The sequence below is a fragment of the Bradyrhizobium sp. HKCCYLRH3073 genome (genome assembly GCF_051167995.1).
Taxonomy (GTDB): domain Bacteria; phylum Pseudomonadota; class Alphaproteobacteria; order Rhizobiales; family Xanthobacteraceae; genus Bradyrhizobium.
The window spans coordinates 205,034-225,277 of the sequence record NZ_JBNPUD010000010.1 but is presented as its reverse complement, the minus strand read 5'-3'; the positions used below and the strand labels follow the sequence as shown (position 1 = coordinate 225,277).

Annotated in this window: 17 protein-coding genes; 13 read left to right on the top strand and 4 right to left on the bottom strand. The window is 67.1% G+C overall.

Annotation, left to right across the window (positions count from 1 at the left end; translation table 11 throughout):
- Window positions 1-131 precede the first annotated feature (131 nt).
- Window positions 132-962: a dienelactone hydrolase family protein gene (locus tag ACQR1X_RS23545; RefSeq protein WP_315801920.1), complete on the top strand. Its 831-nt coding sequence runs from the start codon at window positions 132-134 to the stop codon at window positions 960-962.
- 7 nt (window positions 963-969) lie between these two features.
- Here ACQR1X_RS23545 and xseA read toward each other — a convergent pair whose 3' ends face one another.
- Window positions 970-2,586, bottom strand: coding sequence for an exodeoxyribonuclease VII large subunit (gene xseA / locus ACQR1X_RS23540; RefSeq protein WP_316179463.1), 1,617 nt, complete (start codon window positions 2,584-2,586; stop codon window positions 970-972).
- A gap of 215 nt (window positions 2,587-2,801) precedes the next feature.
- On the opposite strand from xseA, the gene ACQR1X_RS23535 reads away from it, so the two are divergent.
- The 9 genes from ACQR1X_RS23535 to ACQR1X_RS23495 all read left to right on the top strand — a co-directional run bounded on the left by ACQR1X_RS23535 (window position 2,802) and on the right by ACQR1X_RS23495 (window position 12,596).
- On the top strand, window positions 2,802-3,704 hold the full coding sequence (locus ACQR1X_RS23535) for an alpha/beta hydrolase (protein ID WP_434894627.1): 903 nt from the start codon (window positions 2,802-2,804) through the stop codon (window positions 3,702-3,704).
- Between the two features lie 13 nt (window positions 3,705-3,717).
- Window positions 3,718-4,266: a hypothetical protein gene (locus tag ACQR1X_RS23530; protein WP_434894500.1), complete on the top strand. Its 549-nt coding sequence runs from the start codon at window positions 3,718-3,720 to the stop codon at window positions 4,264-4,266.
- A gap of 4 nt (window positions 4,267-4,270) precedes the next feature.
- On the top strand, window positions 4,271-4,585 hold the full coding sequence (locus ACQR1X_RS23525) for a transcriptional regulator (protein ID WP_434894499.1): 315 nt from the start codon (window positions 4,271-4,273) through the stop codon (window positions 4,583-4,585).
- 71 nt (window positions 4,586-4,656) lie between these two features.
- Window positions 4,657-5,940: a phosphoribosylamine--glycine ligase gene (gene purD / locus ACQR1X_RS23520; protein ID WP_434886223.1), complete on the top strand. Its 1,284-nt coding sequence runs from the start codon at window positions 4,657-4,659 to the stop codon at window positions 5,938-5,940.
- 116 nt (window positions 5,941-6,056) lie between these two features.
- The gene (locus tag ACQR1X_RS23515) at window positions 6,057-9,278 is read left to right on the top strand and encodes an adenylate/guanylate cyclase domain-containing protein (protein ID WP_434845669.1); all 3,222 of its coding nucleotides are present in this window, start codon (window positions 6,057-6,059) and stop codon (window positions 9,276-9,278) included.
- Between the two features lie 95 nt (window positions 9,279-9,373).
- Window positions 9,374-9,823, top strand: a complete 450-nt coding sequence (locus ACQR1X_RS23510) for a hypothetical protein (RefSeq protein ID WP_315801927.1) — start codon at window positions 9,374-9,376, stop codon at window positions 9,821-9,823.
- A 336-nt stretch (window positions 9,824-10,159) separates the two neighbouring features.
- Window positions 10,160-10,570 carry a hypothetical protein gene (locus ACQR1X_RS23505; protein ID WP_315801928.1) on the top strand — a complete coding sequence of 137 codons (411 nt, stop codon included), beginning with the start codon at window positions 10,160-10,162 and terminating at the stop codon, window positions 10,568-10,570.
- Entirely contained in the window at window positions 10,567-11,283 is a 717-nt protein-coding gene (locus ACQR1X_RS23500) for a class I SAM-dependent methyltransferase (protein ID WP_316217123.1), read from the top strand. Before ACQR1X_RS23505 ends, ACQR1X_RS23500 begins: the two co-directional genes overlap by 4 nt.
- Window positions 11,283-12,596 (top strand): cytochrome P450, encoded by a 1,314-nt coding sequence (locus ACQR1X_RS23495; RefSeq protein WP_434894498.1) that lies wholly within the window; start codon window positions 11,283-11,285, stop codon window positions 12,594-12,596. Before ACQR1X_RS23500 ends, ACQR1X_RS23495 begins: the two co-directional genes overlap by 1 nt.
- 3 nt (window positions 12,597-12,599) lie before the next feature.
- Here ACQR1X_RS23495 and ACQR1X_RS23490 read toward each other — a convergent pair whose 3' ends face one another.
- Complete coding sequence (locus ACQR1X_RS23490) at window positions 12,600-13,046, bottom strand: nucleoside deaminase (protein ID WP_315801931.1); 447 nt, start codon at window positions 13,044-13,046, stop codon at window positions 12,600-12,602.
- A gap of 133 nt (window positions 13,047-13,179) precedes the next feature.
- Here ACQR1X_RS23490 and ACQR1X_RS23485 point away from each other — a divergent pair, with 133 nt between their 5' ends.
- Window positions 13,180-15,291: a pseudouridine synthase gene (locus ACQR1X_RS23485; RefSeq protein ID WP_434899668.1), complete on the top strand. Its 2,112-nt coding sequence runs from the start codon at window positions 13,180-13,182 to the stop codon at window positions 15,289-15,291.
- A 9-nt stretch (window positions 15,292-15,300) separates the two neighbouring features.
- On the top strand, window positions 15,301-15,855 hold the full coding sequence (gene rsmD / locus ACQR1X_RS23480; protein WP_434880407.1) for a 16S rRNA (guanine(966)-N(2))-methyltransferase RsmD: 555 nt from the start codon (window positions 15,301-15,303) through the stop codon (window positions 15,853-15,855).
- 212 nt (window positions 15,856-16,067) lie between these two features.
- Here rsmD and mutL read toward each other — a convergent pair whose 3' ends face one another.
- Complete coding sequence (gene mutL, locus ACQR1X_RS23475) at window positions 16,068-17,921, bottom strand: DNA mismatch repair endonuclease MutL (RefSeq protein ID WP_315801934.1); 1,854 nt, start codon at window positions 17,919-17,921, stop codon at window positions 16,068-16,070.
- Between the two features lie 198 nt (window positions 17,922-18,119).
- On the opposite strand from mutL, the gene ACQR1X_RS23470 reads away from it, so the two are divergent.
- Window positions 18,120-18,434 (top strand): ribbon-helix-helix domain-containing protein, encoded by a 315-nt coding sequence (locus ACQR1X_RS23470; RefSeq protein WP_315802167.1) that lies wholly within the window; start codon window positions 18,120-18,122, stop codon window positions 18,432-18,434.
- 220 nt (window positions 18,435-18,654) lie between these two features.
- Here ACQR1X_RS23470 and ACQR1X_RS23465 read toward each other — a convergent pair whose 3' ends face one another.
- Window positions 18,655-20,223: a GMC family oxidoreductase gene (locus ACQR1X_RS23465; protein WP_434845673.1), complete on the bottom strand. Its 1,569-nt coding sequence runs from the start codon at window positions 20,221-20,223 to the stop codon at window positions 18,655-18,657.
- Window positions 20,224-20,244 lie beyond the last annotated feature (21 nt).

Genomic DNA, 20,244 nt, shown 5'->3' with positions numbered 1-20,244 from the left:
TTCGATAGTGTCCTAGCATAGATGGGGGACGCTGTCCCCCCGCGCAAACCCACTGATTTGTGATGCTTCTGCACGAAACTCCGTGCTAGCTAGGTTTCAATATCCGCCGCTTGTCCCGCCCGGCTGGTTTGATGCGCTCCCTCGTCGCCATCGTTGTCTCAATGCTTTGCGCCACGGCGTTTTCAGCCTTGGCTGAGCCGTTGCCGGCGCCCGTCGCGGTCGAGATTCCCTCGGGAAGCTATGTGCTGCGCGCCCAGCTCTACCGGCCGAAGGGGGCCGGCCCATTTCCGGTCGTCGTTGCCCTGCACGGCTGCGGTGGGCTTTCCGGCCGCTCCGAGCCCGTGCTGCCGCGTTATCGCGACTGGGCGGAGGAACTGGTCGGGGACGGCAAGGCCGTCCTGTTGCCGGACAGCTACGGCTCGCGCGGGCTGGGCCCGCAATGCCGCGTCAAGGAGCGTCGTATCAGCGGCCGGCGCGAGCGTGTCGCGGACATCGTGATCGCGCAGAAATGGCTGGCCAAGCAAGCCTGGGCGATGCCCGACCGGGTCAGTCTGGTCGGCTGGGCCAGCGGTGCGAGCGCGCTGTTATGGGCGGTACGCCCGCAATTGCCCCAGCACGTCTCGCCCGATTTCCGCTCGGCGGTGGCGTTCTACCCGGATTGCCGTGCCTCGTCCGGCCTCGGCTGGAGCACGCGCGTCCCGACATTGGTGCTGATCGGCGGGCTGGACGACGTCTATTCGCCGCCCGCATGCCGACAGATGATCGATGGTGCGCGCGGCCGCAGCGCGCTGACCCGCATCGTGATCTATCCCGGCGCCTATCACGATTTCGATCGTGTGAACCTGCCGCTGCATCAGGTTGCCGGCTCGGATGCCGGGGCGCCCGAGCGCGGCCATGTCGGCTCCGATCCCGAGGCGCGCGCCGATGCGCAGAAGCTCGTGGCCGAGTGGCTGGCGCGCTGAGAACCGATCAGAACAGGCTGCCTTGATCGGCGGGATCGGGCGTGCGCTTCGCTGCCGAAGGCTTGGCCTCGCGCGCAGGTTTCGGCGATGACGGCGCTGCCGGCGGAAGCGGGCGGTCCGCGCCCGCCGTGGCCGCGACCTTGCCGTCCGCAAATTCGATCGAGAGCGCGGCGCCGGGACCGATGCTCGCGGCATGGTGCAGCGGGTGGCCGGCCTCGTCACGCACCAGCGCAAAGCCACGCGCCAGCACGCTGCGATAGGACAGGGCGGTGAGGAGCTTTTCGTTCTGGCCGACGCGGGCCGACAGGCGCTGAAGCTGGGTCAGCAACGCGCGCCGCGCCCGCTCGGCCAGACGTTCGGTTCGGTCGCGCTCGCGACCGATGGCCTGGCGCTTGGCCTGCGCATAGGCCTGCCGAGAGGCCTTGAAGCGGGCATCGAGCGCCTCGAACCGCTCGCGCCGCCGGTGCAACTGGCCGCGCGACGATAGCGACAGCCGTTCGGACGACGCGATCAGGCGATGGCGCGACTGCGCGATCTGCGCGTGCAGCACGCGCAGAGTGAGCTTGGCGCTCGCCGCCGCGAACTGGCGGAAGTGCACATGCGTGTTGGTCTTCAGCGCGCGCGGCAGGCTGGCGGCCGCCGAATCCAGCCGCTGCCTGGGAATGGCGAGCAGATCTCCGGCGCCGGGCAGAGCGCGCGCGGCGGCGCGCAGCTCGTTGCGGCGGCTCTCCTGGCCACGCTGCCAGCAGACGCTGACACGGCGCGCGAGGCTTGCGACCTCCTGCATCAGCTCGCTGCGCACCGGCACCGCCATTTCCGCGGCTGCTGTCGGAGTCGGCGCACGTTTGTCCGCGGCGAAATCGATCAAGGTCACGTCGGTCTCGTGGCCGACCGCCGAGATCAGCGGGATCATGCTCTCGGCCGCGGCGCGGACCACGATCTCCTCGTTGAACGACCACAGGTCTTCCAGCGAGCCGCCACCGCGCGCGACGATCAGCACGTCGGGCCGCGGGATCGGCCCGCCCTCGGGCAAGGCGTTGAAGCCGCGGATCGCGGCGGCGACCTGCTCGGCCGAGCCCTCGCCCTGTACCTTCACGGGCCAGACCAGCACGCGCCGGGGAAAGCGGTCCTCGAGCCGGTGCAGGATGTCGCGGATGACGGCGCCGGTCGGCGAGGTGACGACGCCGATCACCTCGGGAAGCCACGGCAGCAATTGCTTGCGCGCGGGATCGAACAGCCCCTCGGCCCCGAGCTTCCGCTTGCGCTCCTCCATCAGCGCCATCAGCGCGCCGATCCCGGCCGGCTCCAGCGCCTCGATGACGATCTGGTACTTCGATGAGTTGGGATAGGTGGTGAGCTTGCCGGTGGCGATCACCTCGAGCCCTTCCTGGGGCTTGAAGCGCATGCGGCCATGCACGCCCTTCCAGATCACCGCCTCGATCTTGGCGCTCTCGTCCTTGAGCGCGAAATAGCAATGCCCCGAGGAATGCGGCCCGCGAAAGCCGGTGATTTCGCCGCGCACCCGGACATGGCCGAACTGGTCCTCGACCGTGCGCTTCAGCGCCGAGGACAGCTCGGTGACGGTGAATTCGGGCGCGTTGGGCAAGGCTTCCGCAGGCGGCATCGCTGGCTGATTCGGTTCGGGGAGCAGCAGCCAAGGTAGGGGCTTTCCGCGTCCGCCGCCAATCAAGCCGTTGTCTTTTCGATAACTCTGTTATACAGAGTACTCTATAAATTGAGTGAGCGGAGGAGAGCATGCGAAGCGGTGCGAAGGTCCTGTTTCGGGCCCTAGGAGGAGCGTTCTGCCTCGTCGGCGTGCTTGCTTTGGTTCTGGCCGCGATGATCGCCACGCCGCTTGCGCGCCCGCCCGAGCTCAAGTCGATCTCGGAGACGGCCGGACGGGTCGACCGCAGCACCATGCCAGGGCTGCAGCGCTTCAGCGCCCGCGATGGCACCGAGCTGGCCTATCGCCATTACCCGGCGCGCGGGGCGGCTGTCGGCAAGGTCGCGATCGTCGTCCACGGCTCCTCCGGCTCCAGCGTCGCCGTGCATGCTCTCGCCGATGCTTTGGCGGCGCGCGGCATCGAGACCTTCGCGCCCGACATTCGCGGCCATGGCGGCTCCGGCACCCGCGGCGACATCGGCTATCTCGGACAGCTCGAAGACGATCTGGCCGACCTCGTCGCCGAGCTCAGGAGGTCGATCCCGGCCCAGCCGATCGTGCTGCTCGGCCATTCCGCTGGCGGCGGCTTTGCGCTGCGCGCGGCGAGCGCCCCGATCCAGGACCTGTTCACGCGCACCGTGCTGCTGTCGCCCTATCTCGGCTACGATGCGCCGACCAACCGTGAGAATTCGGGCGGCTGGGCCGGTCCCGACATTCCGCGCATCCTGGCGCTCGGCATGCTCAGGCGCATCGGTATGCCGTGTCGCGAGGCACTGCCCGTGCTGGCCTTTGCTGTCAGGCCGAACTCGGAGAAATTCCTGGCGCCGACCTACAGCTACCGGCTGTTCCGCAATTTCGCGACCCGCGGCTACAAGGCCGATCTCGCCGCGGCGAAGCACCCGGTGACCGTTATCGCCGGCGCCGATGACGAGCTGATGCTCGCCGACAAATATGCAGATGCGGTGCACGCCGTCGCGCGCGGCGTTGACGTGAAGCTGATCGCGGGCGTCAATCACATGGAGATCGCGTCGGCGCCGCAGGCGGTGAGCGCGATCGCCGAAGACGTGGCTAAGCGCTAGAGGTTCAAACCGCATGATCGACAGCCTGGAAGCCGCGCGGGCGCTCGGCGACATCGAGGATGTGATGAAGCGCGTGCGGCAGTCGCAGATCTATCGGCTGTCGAGCCTGCTGATGATCCTCTGGGGCGTTCTCGTCTTCGTCGGCAATCTCGTGACCTATCTCACGCCGGTCCACGCGGCCAAGGCTTGGCTGACGGTCTATGTCCTCGGCCTCGCCGGATCGGTGGTGTTGGGCGCGGCGGAGAAAGCGCGCTCCGGCGTGCGCAGCTTCGATGTCAGGGCGGTGCTCGCCTTCGTCATGTTCTTCGCCTTCGGTTTCTTCGTCGAGGCGATCGGCCATTTCGGGCCGCGCGAGATGGGCGCGTTCTGGCCGGTCTATTTCATGCTGTTCTACGGCCTCGCCGGATTGTGGTTCGGCGCGGCCTTCACGGTGTTCGGCCTGTGCGTCACCGCGTTGACCCTGGTCGGCTATCTCTTCATCGGCGCGGCTTTCCCGTTGTGGATGGCGTTCGTCAATGGCGGCGGCCTGGTTCTCGGCGGCCTGTGGATGCGGCGGAGCTGACGGCTTGGCGGAGCTCGACGAGATCATCCACCAGCCGCTGCGGCTGAAGATCATGGCGGCGCTGAATGCCCTGCCGGCCGGGGCCGGGCTGGAATTCGTCCGGCTGAAGAAGCTGACCGGCGCCACCGACGGTAATCTCGGCGCCCACATCGACACGCTGGCGCGCGCCGGCTACGTCGCCGTGGACAAGGCCTTTGTCGGCAGGAAGCCGCAGACCATGGTGACGGCCACCGCGGCCGGCCGTGCGGCCTTCGCCCGCTATGTCGCGAACCTGCAGGACATCATTGCCGGCGCAGCCGCGAAGCCGCCGCAGCCATGATTTGACTCCGTTGCGAGGGCCGGGCAATTGGGGCGTCCAAATTGGCCCATCCCTCTGCGACGGCATCGACGATGAACATTCTGCTCCTTGGTTCCGGCGGCCGCGAGCACGCGCTCGCCTGGAAGATCGCCGGCTCGCCGCTGCTCACCAAGCTGTGGTGCGCGCCCGGCAATGCCGGGATCGCCAAGGAGGCCGAATGTGTCGCGCTCGACGTCGCCGATCATGCGGCGGTGATCGCGTTCTGCCGGGCAAACAAGGTGGACCTGGTGGTGGTCGGCCCCGAGACGCCGCTCGCCGCCGGCATCGTCGATGATCTCGAGGATGCCGGCATCAAGGCGTTCGGCCCGTCCAGGCTCGCCGCCAAGCTCGAGGGCTCCAAGGGATACACCAAGGATCTCTGCGCCGAATACGACATCCCGACCGGCGCCTATTCCCGCTTCGACAATGCCCCCGAGGCACTGGCCTATGTCCGCGAGCACGGCGCTCCGATCGTCGTCAAGGCGGACGGGCTGGCGGCCGGCAAGGGCGTCGTCGTCGCCAAGACGGTTGTCGAGGCCGAGGACGCCATCAAGATGATGTTCGAGGGCGGCTTTGGCGTTGCCGGCACCGAGGTCGTCATCGAGGAGTTTCTCGAAGGTCGGGAGGTGTCGTTCTTCGCGTTGTGCGACGGTGAGACCGCGATTCCGCTGGCCTCCGCCCAGGACCACAAGCGGGTGTTCGATCACGACCAGGGACCGAACACCGGCGGCATGGGCGCGTATTCCCCGACGCCGTTCGTGACGCAGGAGATTCATGACAAGATCATGAATCAGATCATTCAGCCGACCATTGCCGGGATGAACGCCCGGGGCACACCCTTCAAGGGCATTCTCTATGCCGGCCTGATGCTGACGGCCCAGGGGCCGAAGCTGTTCGAATACAATGTCCGCTTTGGCGATCCGGAATGTCAGGTGCTGATGCTGCGGATGATGTCGGATCTCGTGCCCGCCATGCTGGCCGCCTGCGACGGGCAGTTGAAGAATTTCGACCTGCGCTGGTTTCCCGAGGCTGCCGTCACCGTGGTCATGGCCGCGAAGGGCTATCCCGGCGACTACGCCAAGGGCGGTGTCATCGAGGGGCTCGACGACGCCGCGAGGATCGAGGGCGTCGAGATCTTCCACGCCGGTACGGTGGCAAAGGACGGCGCCATTCTCGCCAATGGCGGGCGCGTCCTCAATGTCTGCGCGTCGGGCAAGACCGTCACCGAGGCTCAGGCGCGGGCCTATCAGGCCGTCGACCGCATCAAATGGGCCGACGGCTTCTGCCGGCGCGACATTGCCTGGCAGGCGGTGGCGCAGGAAAGCGGTCAGGGCTGAGCATCGTGATCGCCGCAGTCGGCCCCGCAAGGCTATTTTTCCCGTGCGAATTGTGGCAGTTCCATAGACTCATGCCTTGATGGGATGAATCAGTTCCGCCGTGGAACGGAGGGGCCATGGAATGCGCGCGGTGCGGCAGGCAGAATCAGCCAGGGAGAGCCTCGTGCGACCGGTGCGGCGAGCCACTCAGCCTCAGATGTGAGGCGTGCAACCAGACCAACAGTCCGTCGAATCGCTTCTGCGGCCAATGCGGCGCGCCGTTGCCCGGCCGGCTGGCTCCGCCCGACCAGGCGGCGCAGCGCGTCCTGAGGACCCTGAGCAGCAAGGGTGGAGAACGCAAGCGTCTCACCATCCTGTTCGCCGACATCCGCGATTCCACCCAGCTAATCGACAGCCTCGGCGATCCCGAGCTCGCGATGCAGCGGCTCGATCCGGTGCTCAACCTCATGAAGGAGGCGGTCCACCGCTATGACGGCGTCGTCAACAAGACGCAGGGCGACGGCGTCATGGCCCTGTTCGGAGCGCCGGTGCCGCATGAGGATCATGCGGTTCGCGGCTGCCTCGGCGCGCTGGCGATGCAGGACTCCATCGCGCGCCTCGCCGACCCGCATTTGCAGGTCCGGGTCGGGCTGCACACCGGCGAGGTGATCGTCCAGGTCGTCGAGAACAGCATGTACCAGACCTACGACGCGGCCGGCGCCAACGTCCATCTCGCCAATCGTCTGGAGCACATGGCCGAGGCCGGCACCATCCTGATCAGCAAGGAGACCTACACCGGCGCCAGGCAGTTCGTCGAAGCCGAGCCGCTCGGCACCCACGCGCTGCGCGGCATCGCCTCGCCGGTGTCGATCTACAAGCTGATCGGCCGCCTCAGTGCGCCGGCGAGCGACGTCTTCCGCAGCGGCCAGCGCCTGTTGCCGCTGATCGGGCGCAATGCCCAGCTTGCGGTGCTCGAGCGCGAGCTCGACGACGTCCTGGCGGCGCGCGGCGCTGTCGTCGGCATTGTGGGTGAGGCCGGCATCGGCAAGAGCCGGCTGTGCTTCGAGTTCGCCGAGCACTGTCGCCGCCAGGGCATTCGCGTCTACGAGGCGCGCGTGCTGGCACATGGCCGCGCCACCCCGTTCCAGCCGGTGCTCGAATTGCTGCGCGACTTCTTCGGCATCCGGCCGAAGGAGCCGGTGGAGGTGTCGCGCCAGCGCGTGGTCGACCGGCTCGAAGCCATTGCCATGCCCGACACGGCGCTGGTCCTGCTGCTGGACTTCATGAACCTCGCCGATCCGGCACGGCCGGCGCTCCGGCTCGATCCCGGCGTGTTCAAGACCCGTCTGCTGAACGTGTTCAAGACGCTGTTCCGTGCGGCGCCCGCCGACGGCGCCATGGTGATCATGATCGAGGACCTGCATTGGGTCGACGAGGCCAGCGAGGAATTCGTCGAGGCGCTCGCGGAGGCCACGGTCGGGACCAAGACACTGCTGGTCGTGAACTACAGGCCGGGTTTCGCCGCCTCCTTCATGCAGCAGGCCCCATTTCACGAACTGCACATCGTCCCGCTTGCCTCCGAGGAGGCAAGCGAGCTGCTACGCGGGGTGTTCGGTGACGATCCTTCGCTCGAGGTGCTGGCGCGCGACATCGTCGAGCGCGCGCAGGGCAATCCGTTCTTCCTCGAGGAGCTTGCCAGCGCCGTTTCCGAAAGCGGCGGCTTCGAGGGTGAGCGCGGCGCCTACCGTCTCAAGGGTGGCATCGGACCGATTCCACTGCCGCCGACCGTGCATGCGGTCGTGGCCGCGCGCATCGATCGTCTCGGCGAATCTGCCAAGAACGTGCTGGAAGCAGCGGCCGTGATCGGCCGATCGGTCGCGCTGGCGGTGCTCAAGCCCGTAACCGGCATCGATGACGCAGAGCTGTTCGATGCGCTCGCTCAGCTCAGGCAGGCCGATCTTCTCTACGATCTGCCGCCGTTCGACATGGGCGTGCTCGCCTTTCGCCATCCGCTGATCCAGGAGGTCGCCTATGCGATGCAGCTGCGGTCCCGGCTGAGCACGATCCACGCTGCCGTGGCCAAGGCGATCGAGGCGCTCGATTGGGGGACGCAGGACGAATTCGCCGCCCTGATCGCCTCGCACTATGAGTTCGCCGGCCAGACCATGCAGGCGGTCGAGCATCTGCAGCGCGCGGCGCGCTGGATCGGCCGCACCAACACGGCGGAGGCGCTGCGGCTGTGGAAGAAGATCCGCTCCCTGCTGCAGGCGCTGCCGCAATCGGAGCGCGTCGACCGCCTGCGTGCGCTGGCCAGCGGCCAGATCCTGAACTTCGGCTGGCGCGAAGGCATCTCGGCCGAAGAGGTCAAGCCTTTTGCTGAAGAAGCGTTGAGATTTGCCCGCTCCTCCGACAAGGCGCATGAGCCGTTGTTGATCGGCGCTTATGGCCGCGTGCTCGCTTCGACGGGAGCGGCCGATGACTACGTCGACCTGGCGCAGAACGCCATCAAGCTGACCTCGGGCGAGGGGGATGTTGGCCGCTACGCGACCGTCAACGCCATGCTGGCGCAGGCATACACACATTCGGGACGGATGAACGAGGCGCTCTCGGCGGCCAATACAGCCATCGCTGCAATGGCAAGCCAGGCCGGCTTCGACAGTCACGTCACGCTTGGTTTGAACCCGAACCAGATTCTCGGCTTTGACGTCAGCTATTGGGTGAGATGCATCAGGGCGCGCGCAATGGCTCATCTCGGCCAGATCGAGGATGCTCGCAGCGAGCTTCTCGAATTGGTGCAGCAGCCTTCATCCGAGGTCGCACCGGTGCTCCAGTTCGTCCCGCACTTCAACCTCGTGGAGCTGGCATGGATGGTCGAAGACCAGAGCCTTGCGCGCGAGCACGCAAGGCGAGTTTCCGATCTCGCTGAAACATCCGGCATTCCCTACATCCGCGTGCTCACCTTGCTCTGCGCAAGCCTCGAACAGGCTTTGACCGGTCGATTCGCCGACGCGACGAATGAGATGGTTGGCGCGATCGAAGCCGCTCGGGCCGCAAGGACGGGGCTCGAGCTCGAGGCGCGCATGGCCGCCATAAATGCCGATCTGCTTTACCGGAGTGACGACTTCGATGCCGCCATCGAGGCCAGCAAACAGGCGATCCTTGTAGCCAAGCGAAAGACGGATCGAGTGGCGGAGTGTTACGCGACGACCGTTCTGGGCCTTGCTCTTGCCGGAGCCGGCAGGAACGAGCAGGCTGCGGGACTTCTTGAGCAGATAGGACATCTCATGAATGTCTCCGGTGCGTTCTGTCTGCGTTCATTAGTTCAGAAACTGCAATTGCATCTTGAAGCAATGCAATGATGCATGCATTGTCGATTCGTTGAATTCCGGCTTTTTCAGATTTGGGGGTTACAATGGGGGTAATGATTAAAGACAGTACTACCCTTGATATTATCGTGCAGCTCAACAAACGGTTCGATGCAGATGCCTTGCCCGAAATGGTCGAGCTGCAACGGGAGTTCGGGGTCTTCTCGCTGAGGCATAGTCTACAGCAGTCCTTTGCTTTGCTCGGAATCGTGCCTGCCGACTGGTCCGAGCGGCGGCGCTGGTACAAGTTTCTCGAGTTTCTGAAGACGTATCCATCGGACATCGCCAGCGTGAACGGCCATGATCGTGTGATCCAGGCGTTCAAGGATGATCTGGAGTGCGAAAAGCCGCTGCCGGTCTCGATCGTCTGTCACTCTGCGGCAGAGGATCCCCGTGTCACCGTGTCGGAAGGACGTCCGATCGTTTTCTCCCTCGACAAGCACGTCATCATCTCGATCCCGACGACGCCCGGTCGTGAGGCACGCAAGCAGGCCGCTGAGACCGCACGGGCGAGGCGGGTCGAAAAACGCAAGAAGTGAGGCGACCACGAGGGTCGTCTTCGGAGACGAGGCTCTTTGCTCGATTCCCCTGTTCTGACGTCGATGTCTATCGCGCCGCGCCGTCTCGAGCGATCACCGACCCGGTTCGGTGCTGGTGTGCGTGCGAAGCTGAGCGCTGCCTTGGGCCGTTCAGCTTCGCTGTCCCCTTTGGCGGCAGATCGTCCTTGATGGTCCGGAGAAAAGAAGGCACCATGACACCGGTGCATTCTGCGCTATCGGGAGGAAGCCGTTATGGGAGCGATGATGAAGGACAGCACGACGCTCGACGTCGTGGTTCAGTTCAACAAGCGGTTCGAGGCTGACGCGGTGCCGGAGATGGCCGAGTTGCAGCGCGAGTTCGGGATCTTTTCTGCCGAGCATGGCCTGCAGCGCTCGTTCACCTTGCTTGGCATCGTGCCTGCCGACTGGAATGAGCGCCGTCGCTGGTACAAATTCCTGGATCATCTCAAGACCTATCCTTCGGACCGCGACGGCGTGAATGGTCACGATCGAGTCGTCGAGGCTTTCAAGGAGGATCTGGAATCGGGCGCGCCGTTGCCGATCTCGCTCGTCTGTCATTCGGCCGCCGATGATCCGCGCGTCACTGTCTCTCGTGGACGGCCTGTCGTCTTCGCGTCCGACGTGCACGTCATCGTGTCGATTCCGACGACGCCCGGCCGCGTCGTGCGACAGCAGATTGCAAAGACGGTGCGGGAGCGGCGCGCTCGAGAGCTCAGCATGCAGTGAGCGCCAGATCTGCCACACGCACGGCGAAGGACGTTCCGAGCCTCGGCTTGATCCAGGCGGACGTCGATGCCTATTACTCTGCCTGCGTTGCGCGTCACGGCGCAACGCCGCGCGGCGTTGACTGGTCGTGCGAGGCGACGCAGGGCCTGCGCTTCGTGCAACTGATGAAGCTGTGCGACGTGTCGGCGCCGTTCAGCCTCAATGACATCGGTTGCGGCTATGGCGCGCTGGTGCCGTTTCTTGAATCGCGTTTTGCGTCCTGTGAGATTGACTATCTCGGCATCGACCTGTCCCGCGCCATGATCAGCCGGGCGCGGCGCCGCTTTGCCGCCCCCTTGCGGCGCTTCGTCGTCGCGTCGGAGAGCCCGCGCATCGCCGACTATTCGGTCGCCTCGGGCATCATGAACGTCAACGTCGGCTATTCGCGCGACGCCTGGGAAGGCTACATCAAAGCCATGTTGCAGCGCATGTTCGCGACCAGCCGGCGCGGCTTTGCCGTCAATTTCATGCGAGCGGCCGCTGATGAGGAGCAGGACGGCGATCCCGCCAAGGCGCGCCTGTATCGCACTACGCCGGACGTTTGGGCCACCCACTGCGAGCAGGAGTTTGCGGCGGCCGTCGAGGTCATCGGCAACTACGGGATGAAGGAGTTCACGCTCCTGGTGCGCCGCCTGACTCATGCCGCCCCGTCGCAAGCAGGGCTCTCGCACTGATGTCGGCTGTTCCGTCGCTATCCTCGCAGACAGATCGCCGCAGCGCCGCCGTCGAGCGTGCTGTGGACGTGCTGATCTCCTCGCGAGGTCACGCCGATCCAACGCGGCTGGAACGCGCCTGTGCGCTGCTGCGCCAGCGCGCGCCGCTGCATTGGGTTGAACGCTCGGGCGTTCGTCCGTTCCGGGCGGTCACGCGCTATGCCGACATTGTCTCGATCGAGACACGGAGCAATGAGTTTGCCGCGGGCCCGCGCACCTATCTCGCCAGCGAGACCTCCGAGGCCGTGCTGCAGCGTGTCACCGGCAAGCCGCAACTCGTGCGCAGCCTGACCGAGATGGATCCGCCGGATCACGGCGTTTATCGCGGCATCATCCAAGGCGCCTTTGCGCCGCCGGTCTTGCGCGAGATGGAGACATGGCTGTCGCAATGGGCCGCCGAGATCATCGACCGGGTTTCCGCGCGCGGCGCCAGTTGCGACTTCGCAGGCGACGTGGCGCTGCCCTTCACCTTCCGGGTGATCGGCCGCATGCTGGGCACGCCGGAGGCCGACGATGCCCGGCTTGCGCGGCTCGCTCAGGCCTTCGTGGGCGCCGAGGATCCGCGGCGCCGTCTCGCCGAGGCGCCGGGCGATACGATGCGGATGGCCATGCTGGCGCTGCGCGATTATTTCGAAGCCGTCGTGGCCGACCGGCGCGCCCGACCGCGCGACGATCTCGCCAGCCTGATTGCGCATGCCGCGCCGCATGGCGCGGCAATGCCGCATTACGAGCTGATCTCCTACTTCATCCTGCTGGTCACGGCGGGCCACGATACGACGGCGCTCGCATTGGCGGGCGGCCTGGCGGCGCTGCTCGCGGCGCCCGAGCAGATGGTGCGGCTGCGGGCCGAGCCCGAGCTGCTCGATCCGGCGATCGAGGAAATGCTGCGCTGGACCTCGCCGGTGCGGCACTTCATGCGCACCGCGGTCTGCGACACCGAGGTCGGGGGGCAACGCATTCGCGAAGGCGATGCGCTGGCCTTGTTCTTCCATTCGGCCAATCGCGACGAGACCGTGTTCGACGACGCCAGCGCGTTCCGGATCGATCGCAGTCCGAACCCGCACATCGCCTTCGGCCGTGGTCCGCACATCTGCATGGGACTGCAGCTGGCGCGGATGCAGATGCGGGCGCTATTTGCGGAGCTGCTGCGCCGGACCGAACGGATCGAACTCGCCGGGCGGGTGCGCCGGGTGCGGTCGCCCTTCATGAGCGGCGTCTCCAGCCTCCCGGTTCGCATGAGCTTTCGCGCGCTGCGCAAGGAGGCGGCTGCATAGGCCTCACCGCCGCGCCTTGAAGAACTCCTTCAGCATCTGCGCCGCCTGCTGCTCGCCCACCGCCGAATAGACCTCCGGGGCGTGATGGCAGGTCGGCGCCGTGAAGAAGCGCACACCCGACTCGACCGCACCGCCCTTCGGATCGGCGGCCCCGTAATACAGCCGTCGGATGCGCGCGAAGGAGATCGCGCCAGCGCACATCGTGCACGGCTCGAGCGTGACGTAGAGGTCGCACTCGACCAGCCGCTCGCTGCCGACGACCTGGGCCGCCTGCCGCAGCGCCAGGATCTCGGCATGGGCGGTCGGATCGCGGTCGGTCAAAGTGCGGTTGGCGGCGGTGGCGATGACCGCGTTGTCACGGACGACGACGCAGCCGATCGGCACCTCGCCGGAAATTGCGGCCGATTCGGCCGCTTTCAGCGCCAAATCCATGAAAGAAGGGCTGTTCATGGCTCGTCACGCCCGCCCAAGTCTGCTACTGGATCGCCCTTCAGCACAACCGGACCCCGATTTCCTGCGTGACATGCGCTGCTTCAGAAGCGCGCGGTTCACGCGTCGTCCTGCACCTCGAAGTGAGACCTTCATGCCCCGCACCACCGACAAAGACAACGATTCCCGCGGCCGCCGCGGCGGCGCCCCGCGGGGGCGGTCCGAGGGCGGCAAAGGACGCTCGGGCGCCGCACGTGGGCCGGAAAAGAAGTTCGCCAAGCGCGGCTTCGGCGACAAGGAAGCGGGTGGCCGGGGCAAGCGCTCCTTCGACGAGGGCCGCGCCCCGCGCCGCCGCGACGACGGCGATGCGCCGCGCAAATCCTTTGGCGACAAGCCGCGCTTCAACCGCGATGAGCGGCCGCGCGGCGATCGGCCCTATGCCGCTCGCCCGGCGCGGTCGGGCGATGGCGAGAAGCGCGCCTTCAAGCCGCGTGGCGACCGGCCGAAATTCGATCGCGACGAGCGGGGCGGCGAGAAGCGTCCCTATACGCCGCGCGCCGGTCGCGACGAGGCTCGTCCGGCGGGGCGATCGTCCGAGCGCAAGTTCGGCGAGCGCAAGCCCTACGCTCCGCGGGAGCGCGATGGTGAGAAACGCCCCTATACGCCACGCGGCGAGGGCGCGCGTGATCGCGGCGACCGGCCGCGCACCGAGCGCAGCTTCGGCGACCGTCCGCCGCGGACCGGCGATCGCCCTGAGCGCAAGTTTGGCGGAGAGCGCAAGTTCTCTCGCGGCGCTGAAGGCGATCGGGGCGAGCGCAAGTTCGGTGCCGGCGCGCGCGGGCCGCGCAAGGAGTTTGGCGACCGTCCCTCGCGCGGCGAGAGCAAGCCGTGGCAGAAGCGCGGCGCGGATGGCGATCGCCCGGAACGCAGCCCGCGTCCGCCGCGCGAAGGCGGCCGCAGCTTCGATCGCCCGCGCACCCAGCGCAGCAGCGAGGATCGTCCGAAATTCGACAGGCCCAAATTCGACAAGCCGAAGTTCGATCGCCCGCGGGATCGGGGCGAGGAGCGCAGCTTCGACCGGCCGCGCCGTCCCGAGGGGCGCACCGACTGGCAGGAGCATCCGCGCAGCGAACGCCGTGGCCGCGACGGCTTCTCCGAGCGGCCGCGCCGCGACAATGAAGACGACAGCAAGGTCTTCGCCAAGCGTCCGGCGTTCGGCGGCCGCGGCGCCTATCGCGAGCGCAAGCCCGAGACCGACAAGCGCAGCGCCCGCATTGCCGCCGAGCCGGCCGTGCCGAAGAAGGCCGGCGAGCGCATCGCCAAGGTGCTGGCCCGCGCCGGCCTCGCCTCGCGCCGCGACGCCGAGGAGATGGTCACGCAGGGCCGCGTGACGGTGAACGGCCGCGTCATCAACTCCCCCGCGCTCGATGTCACCGAGAATGACGTGATCCAGGTCGACGGCGCGCCGCTGCCGGAGCGCGAGCGCACGCGGCTGTTCCTGTATCACAAGCCGCGCGGGCTGATGACGACGCACAGCGACCCCGAGGGGCGGCCGACGGTGTTCGACAATCTGCCTGAGAGCCTGCCACGGCTGATCTCGATCGGCCGACTCGACTTCAACACCGAAGGGCTCTTGCTGCTCACCAATGACGGCGGCCTCGCGCGCGTGCTGGAATTGCCGGACACCGGCTGGACGCGGCGCTATCGCGTCCGCGCCCATGGCGAGATCACGCAAGGACAGCTCGATCAGCTCGCCGCGGGCGTCGAGGTCGACGGCGTCAAATACGGCCCGATCGAAGCGACGCTCGAGCGCGACCAGGGCGCCAATGTCTGGCTCGTCGTCGCGATCCGCGAGGGCAAGAACCGCGAGGTGCGCAACGTGCTCGCGCATCTCGGCCTCGAGGTTAATCGCCTGATCCGCGTCTCCTACGGTCCGTTCCAGCTGCTGGAGCTGCCCGAGGGCGAGGTGCAGGAAGTCAAGACGCGGGTGCTGCGCGAACAGCTCGGCGAGAAGGTGATTGCGCAGTCGGGTGCCGATCTCGGTCCTGCGGGCAAGGGCAATCGCGAGCCGTTGCCGGACCCGAAGCCCAAGCCGAAGCGCGAGGTCGTCGCCGACCGCAAGGGCCGCCGCGTGCTCGTCCAGCGTACCGGCAGCGAGGAAGCGCGCGAGCGCCACGAGGCGGAGGCGCGTTTCCCGGGGCCGCCGCGGCGGCCGAAGCGCGGCTATCACGGCAAGCGCGATATCACGCCTCGGGACGACGAATAGGGTGCGGCGATGCGTGTCGTCGGTGGACGGCTGAAGGGCCGCAACATCGCTTCGCCCGCCTCGCGCGACATCCGGCCGACACAGGACCGGCTGCGCGAGGCGCTGTTCAACATCCTCGTGCACGCCTACGAGGATCCGATCGAGGGCGCACGCGTGCTCGATCTGTTTGCCGGCACCGGTGCGCTCGGCATCGAGGCGACCTCGCGCGGCGCGGCGTTCACGCTGTTCGTCGACAACGGCGCCGAGGCAAGGGCGCTGCTGCGCAACAATGTCGAATCGCTCGGGCTCGGCGGCGTCACCAAGGTCTACCGCCGCGACGCCACCGATCTCGGACCGGCGCATCCGGTCGAGCCGTTCTCGCTGGTGTTCCTCGATCCGCCCTATGGCAAGGGCTTGGCCGAGAAGGCGCTGGCCTCGCTGCGCGACGGCGGCTGGCTCGTGCCATCGGCGCTGCTCGTGGTCGAGGAGTCCAAGGCTGCCGCGTTCAAGGCGCCCGAGGGGTTCGAAGAGCTCGAGCGCCGCGCTTACGACGAAACGGAGTTCGTGTTCCTGCGCCGGTCCTGATTCTCGCTCGCGGTCGCCCCTGCGAACGCAGAGGCCCATAGCCACAGGATTGCGTTGGGAGGCTGGCTGCTCGCAACGTCGTTCATGTCCCTGACTGCTGCTGCGGCGTATGGGTCCCGGATCGGCGCCGCCGGACGGCGCTACGCGCCGCCGGTGGCTTGTCCGGGACGACACCGGATTTGTAGCTATCGTCGTGGCCTCAATCGTAGCCGCTATCTCCTCCCAAACAGCTTCTCGACATCCGCGAGCTTCAGCTCGACATAGGTCGGGCGGCCGTGATTGCACTGGCCCGAGTTCGGCGTGTCCTCCATCTCGCGGAGCAGCGCATTCATCTCTTCTGGCTTGAGGCGGCGGCCGGCGCGGACCGAGCCGTGGCAGGCCATGGTGGCTGCGACGTGCATCAGGCGGCGCTCCAGCGGCAGCGCCTCGCCCCATTCCTCCATGTGCTCGGCGAGGTCGCGCAGCAAGCCTGCGGCATTGATCTTGCCGAGCAGCGATGGCGTCTCGCGCACGGCGACGGCGCCGGGGCCGAAGGATTCGATGGCGAGGCCGAACGAGGCCAGCTCATCGGTGCGCGCGAGCAGTGACTCGACGGTGGCTTCGTCGAGCTCGACGATGTCCGGGATCAGCAGGATCTGCCGCTGCACGCCATGCGCCGCCAGCGAGGCCTTGAGCCGCTCATAGACGATGCGCTCATGCGCGGCGTGCTGGTCGACGATGACGAGGCCGTCCCGGGTCTGTGCAACGATGTAGGTGTCATGGATCTGGGTGCGCGCGGCGCCGAGCGGACGGTCGAGCAGGTCAGGCGTCGCCGGCTGCTCGTGCAGCCGAACGTCGGCGCGCGGGCCGCCGACGTCGAACGCCGCTTGAGAGGACTCCGCAAGCCCGAACGACCCGAGATCTGGTGAGGGCGCCGCCGCAGGGAAGGAGCCGCCGAAATGCGGCATCACCGGCGCCGACGGCGAGCGCTGCCAGTCCCAGTTCATCGGACCGACGTTGGGTCGCGGCGGCGCGAACGCCGGGCGGAATGCGGCGATGGTCGCGCCGCCGTCATTGGCCGCGGTGCGGCGGCCTTCGCGGGCGAGACCTTCCTTCAGCGCGTGGATGATCAGCGCGCGCACCAGGCCGGCATTGCGGAAGCGCACCTCGGTCTTGGCCGGATGCACGTTGGCGTCGACCTCGCGCGGATCGAGCGTCACAAACAGCGCCACCAACGGATGCCGGTCACGCGGCAGATAGTCGGCATAGGCGGCGCGCACCGCGCCGAGGATCAGCTTGTCGCGCACCGGGCGGCCATTGACGAACAGATACTGGCCGAGCGCATTGGCGCGCGTCAGCGCCGGCGCCGCGGCGAAGCCTTCGACGACAACGTGATCGCGCTCGCTGCGCACCGCGATCGCATGGCTGCGGAAGTCGGCGCCGAGGATGTCGCCGAGCCGCGTCAATTGGCCCGGCGCGCCGGGCAGCGCGGCGGCCCAGGTCACCGGCGCGCGCTCCTCGCCGGCGAGGGTGAAGGCGATGTCGGGCCGCGCCATCGCCAGCCGCCGCACCACCTCGCGGATCGCCTCGGCCTCGGTGCGGTCGGTCTTGAGGAACTTCAGCCGCGCCGGCGTGGCGTGGAAGAGGTCGGCGACCTCGACGCGGGTGCCTTGGTTCAGCGCGGCCGGCACGATCGGGGACTTGTCGCCGCAATCGACTTGAAGTGCCCAGGCGTGCGGCTCGCTTTTGTGTCGCGTCGTGATCGACAGCCGCGCCACCGAGCCGATCGAGGGCAGCGCCTCGCCGCGGAACCCGAGCGTGCGGATCTGCAGCAGGTCCTCGTCGTCGAGCTTGGAGGTCGCGTGGCGCTCGACCGCGAGCGCGAGATCGGCCGCGGTCATGCCGCCACCGTCGTCGGTGATCGCGATCTTTCGCCGGCCGCCACCATCGGTGAAGATGTCGATGCGGCTGGCGCCGGCGTCGATCGCGTTTTCGACCAGCTCCTTGACGACGCTCGCGGGCCGCTCGACCACCTCGCCGGCGGCGATGCGGTTGACGATCTGTTCGGGGAGCTGGCGGACGGGCATGGTGCGAACGAACTTGAAAGCTGGCTGGCTTGGATCTTGAAGGCGCGCGGCGCTGCGGCGGCCACGCTGCAAATGTGGGGCGAGAATAGCTTTTTTCATGCGCTGCGGCAGAGAAAAGCAACCTTCTCCAACGGGATTGTGAGGCGGGCGGGGCCAGTATATCGTTTCGCAAAAATAACGATCAGCCGGAGGAAGCCCATGTGCCATCTGTTTGCACACCAGCCTCAGCGCGATTATGCGTCGCAGACCCGTAGTTTGCGGATCGGCGGCCATAGCACGTCGATCCGGCTCGAAATGGCGTTCTGGGACACGCTCGAGGAGATCGCCGCCAAGGAAGGCATGAGCCTCGCGAAGTTCGTGACCACGCTGTACGCCGAGGTGCTCGACCACCACGGCGAGGTGAGGAATTTCGCCTCGCTGCTGCGCTGTTCCTGCCTGATCTATCGGGCGAAGGCGACCGCCGCGGTGCCGGATTTTCGCGCGCCGGCCGCGATCATGGACGCGGCGGAGTAGCCACGCGTCTGCTGTCTCGTCTCCCTCCCCCGCCTGCGGGGGAGGGCGGGGTGGGGGCGCCACACGGGCAGTCTTTCCTGCGCGCGCTTCATGGGCAGTCTTTGTGGAGCGTTCCCCCACCCGCATCGCATCTTCGATGCGATGCGACCTCCCCCGCAAGCGGGGGAGGCGCTGACTGCATTCGCGGCGGGTGAGGTGCGCACCCATCACGCGTTGCTAATCAGATCTCCTTCTTCTGCATCGCTCCGGCGATGTAGTCGGCCTGGCGGATCGCCAGCGCCACGATGGTCAGCGTCGGATTGCACGCCGCACCGGTCGTGAACTGACTGCCGTCCGACACGAACAGGTTCTTGATGTCGTGGGTCTGGCCGAACTTGTTGACGACGCCGTCCTTGGCCTTCTCGCTCATCCGGTTGGTGCCGAGATTGTGCGTCGAGGGATAGGGCGTGGTCGGGTAGGTCACGGTGGCGCCGACCGCCTCGTAGATCGCCGAGCCTTGCTTGTAGGCGTGGGCGCGCATCGCGACGTCGTTGGGGTGGTCGTCGAAATGCACCGAGGCCACGGGCATGCCGAACTTGTCCTTGGCGACCGGATCGAGCGAGATGCGGTTGGTCTCCTGCGGCATGTCCTCGCCGACCAGCCACATGCCGGCCATGCGCGGATAGGTCTCCATCGCCGCGGTGAAGCTGCGGCCCCAGGCGCCGGGGTTGAGGAACGCCGCCATGAACGGCAGGCCGAGCGACAGCGTCTCCATCTCATAGCCGCCGACGAAGCCGCGCTTCGGATTGAACGCCGCCTCGTCGCGCACGATGCCGGCCATCGTGGTGCCGCGATACATGTGCACCGGGTTTTCGAACGTCGCATAGACGCTGCCGGTCATGTGCCGCATGTAGTTGCGCCCGACCTGGCCGGAGGAGTTGGCGAGGCCATCCGGGAACATGTTCGAGGCGCTGTTGAGCAGGAGGCGCGGGCTCTCGATCGAGTTGCCGGCGACCGCGACGATGCGGGCCTTCTGCAGCTGCATCTTGCCCTGGCTGTCGGCATAGACCACGCCGGTCACCTTGCCGGAGGCGTCATGCTCGATCTTGATCGCCATGCTGCCGGATCGCACTTCGAGATTGCCGGTGGCCTCGCCCTTCGGAATCTCGGTGTAGAGCGTCGACCATTTCGCACCGGACTTGCAGCCCTGGAAGCAGAAGCCGATCTGCTGGCACGAGCCGCGGCCGTCGCGCGGCTGCGAGTTGATCGCCATGTTGCCGGTGTGCACGGTCTTGTAGCCGAGCTTGCGGGCGCCGGCTTCGAGCACCTTGAAATTGTTGTTGCCGGGCAGGCCGGGAATGTCGTTGGTGCGGGTCACGCCCATCTTGAACTCGGCCTTGGCGTACCACGGCTCCATCTCGGCGAGCGTCACCGGCCAGTCCATGAGGCTCGAGCCGGGGACGCCGCCATAGGTGGTGCGGGCCTTGAACTCGTGCTCGTCGAAGCGCAGCGAGGCGCCGGCCCAGTGCACGGTCGAGCCGCCGACCGCCTTGACAATCCAGGCCGGCAAATTGGCGAAGTCCTTGGCGACACGCCAAGTGCCCGAGGTCGTGCGCATGTCGGTCCAGGCGAGCTGGGTGAAGCTCTCCCATTCGTCATTGATGAAGTCCGGAATCTCGTAGCGATTGCCGGCCTCCAGTATGACGACCTTGATGCCCTTCTGGGCGAGCTCGTTCCCGAGCGTGCCGCCGCCGGCCCCCGAGCCGATGATGACGACGACGCTCGAATCGTTCTGGTCGAATTTTGCCATGGTGGTGTCCTCCGTGTTCTC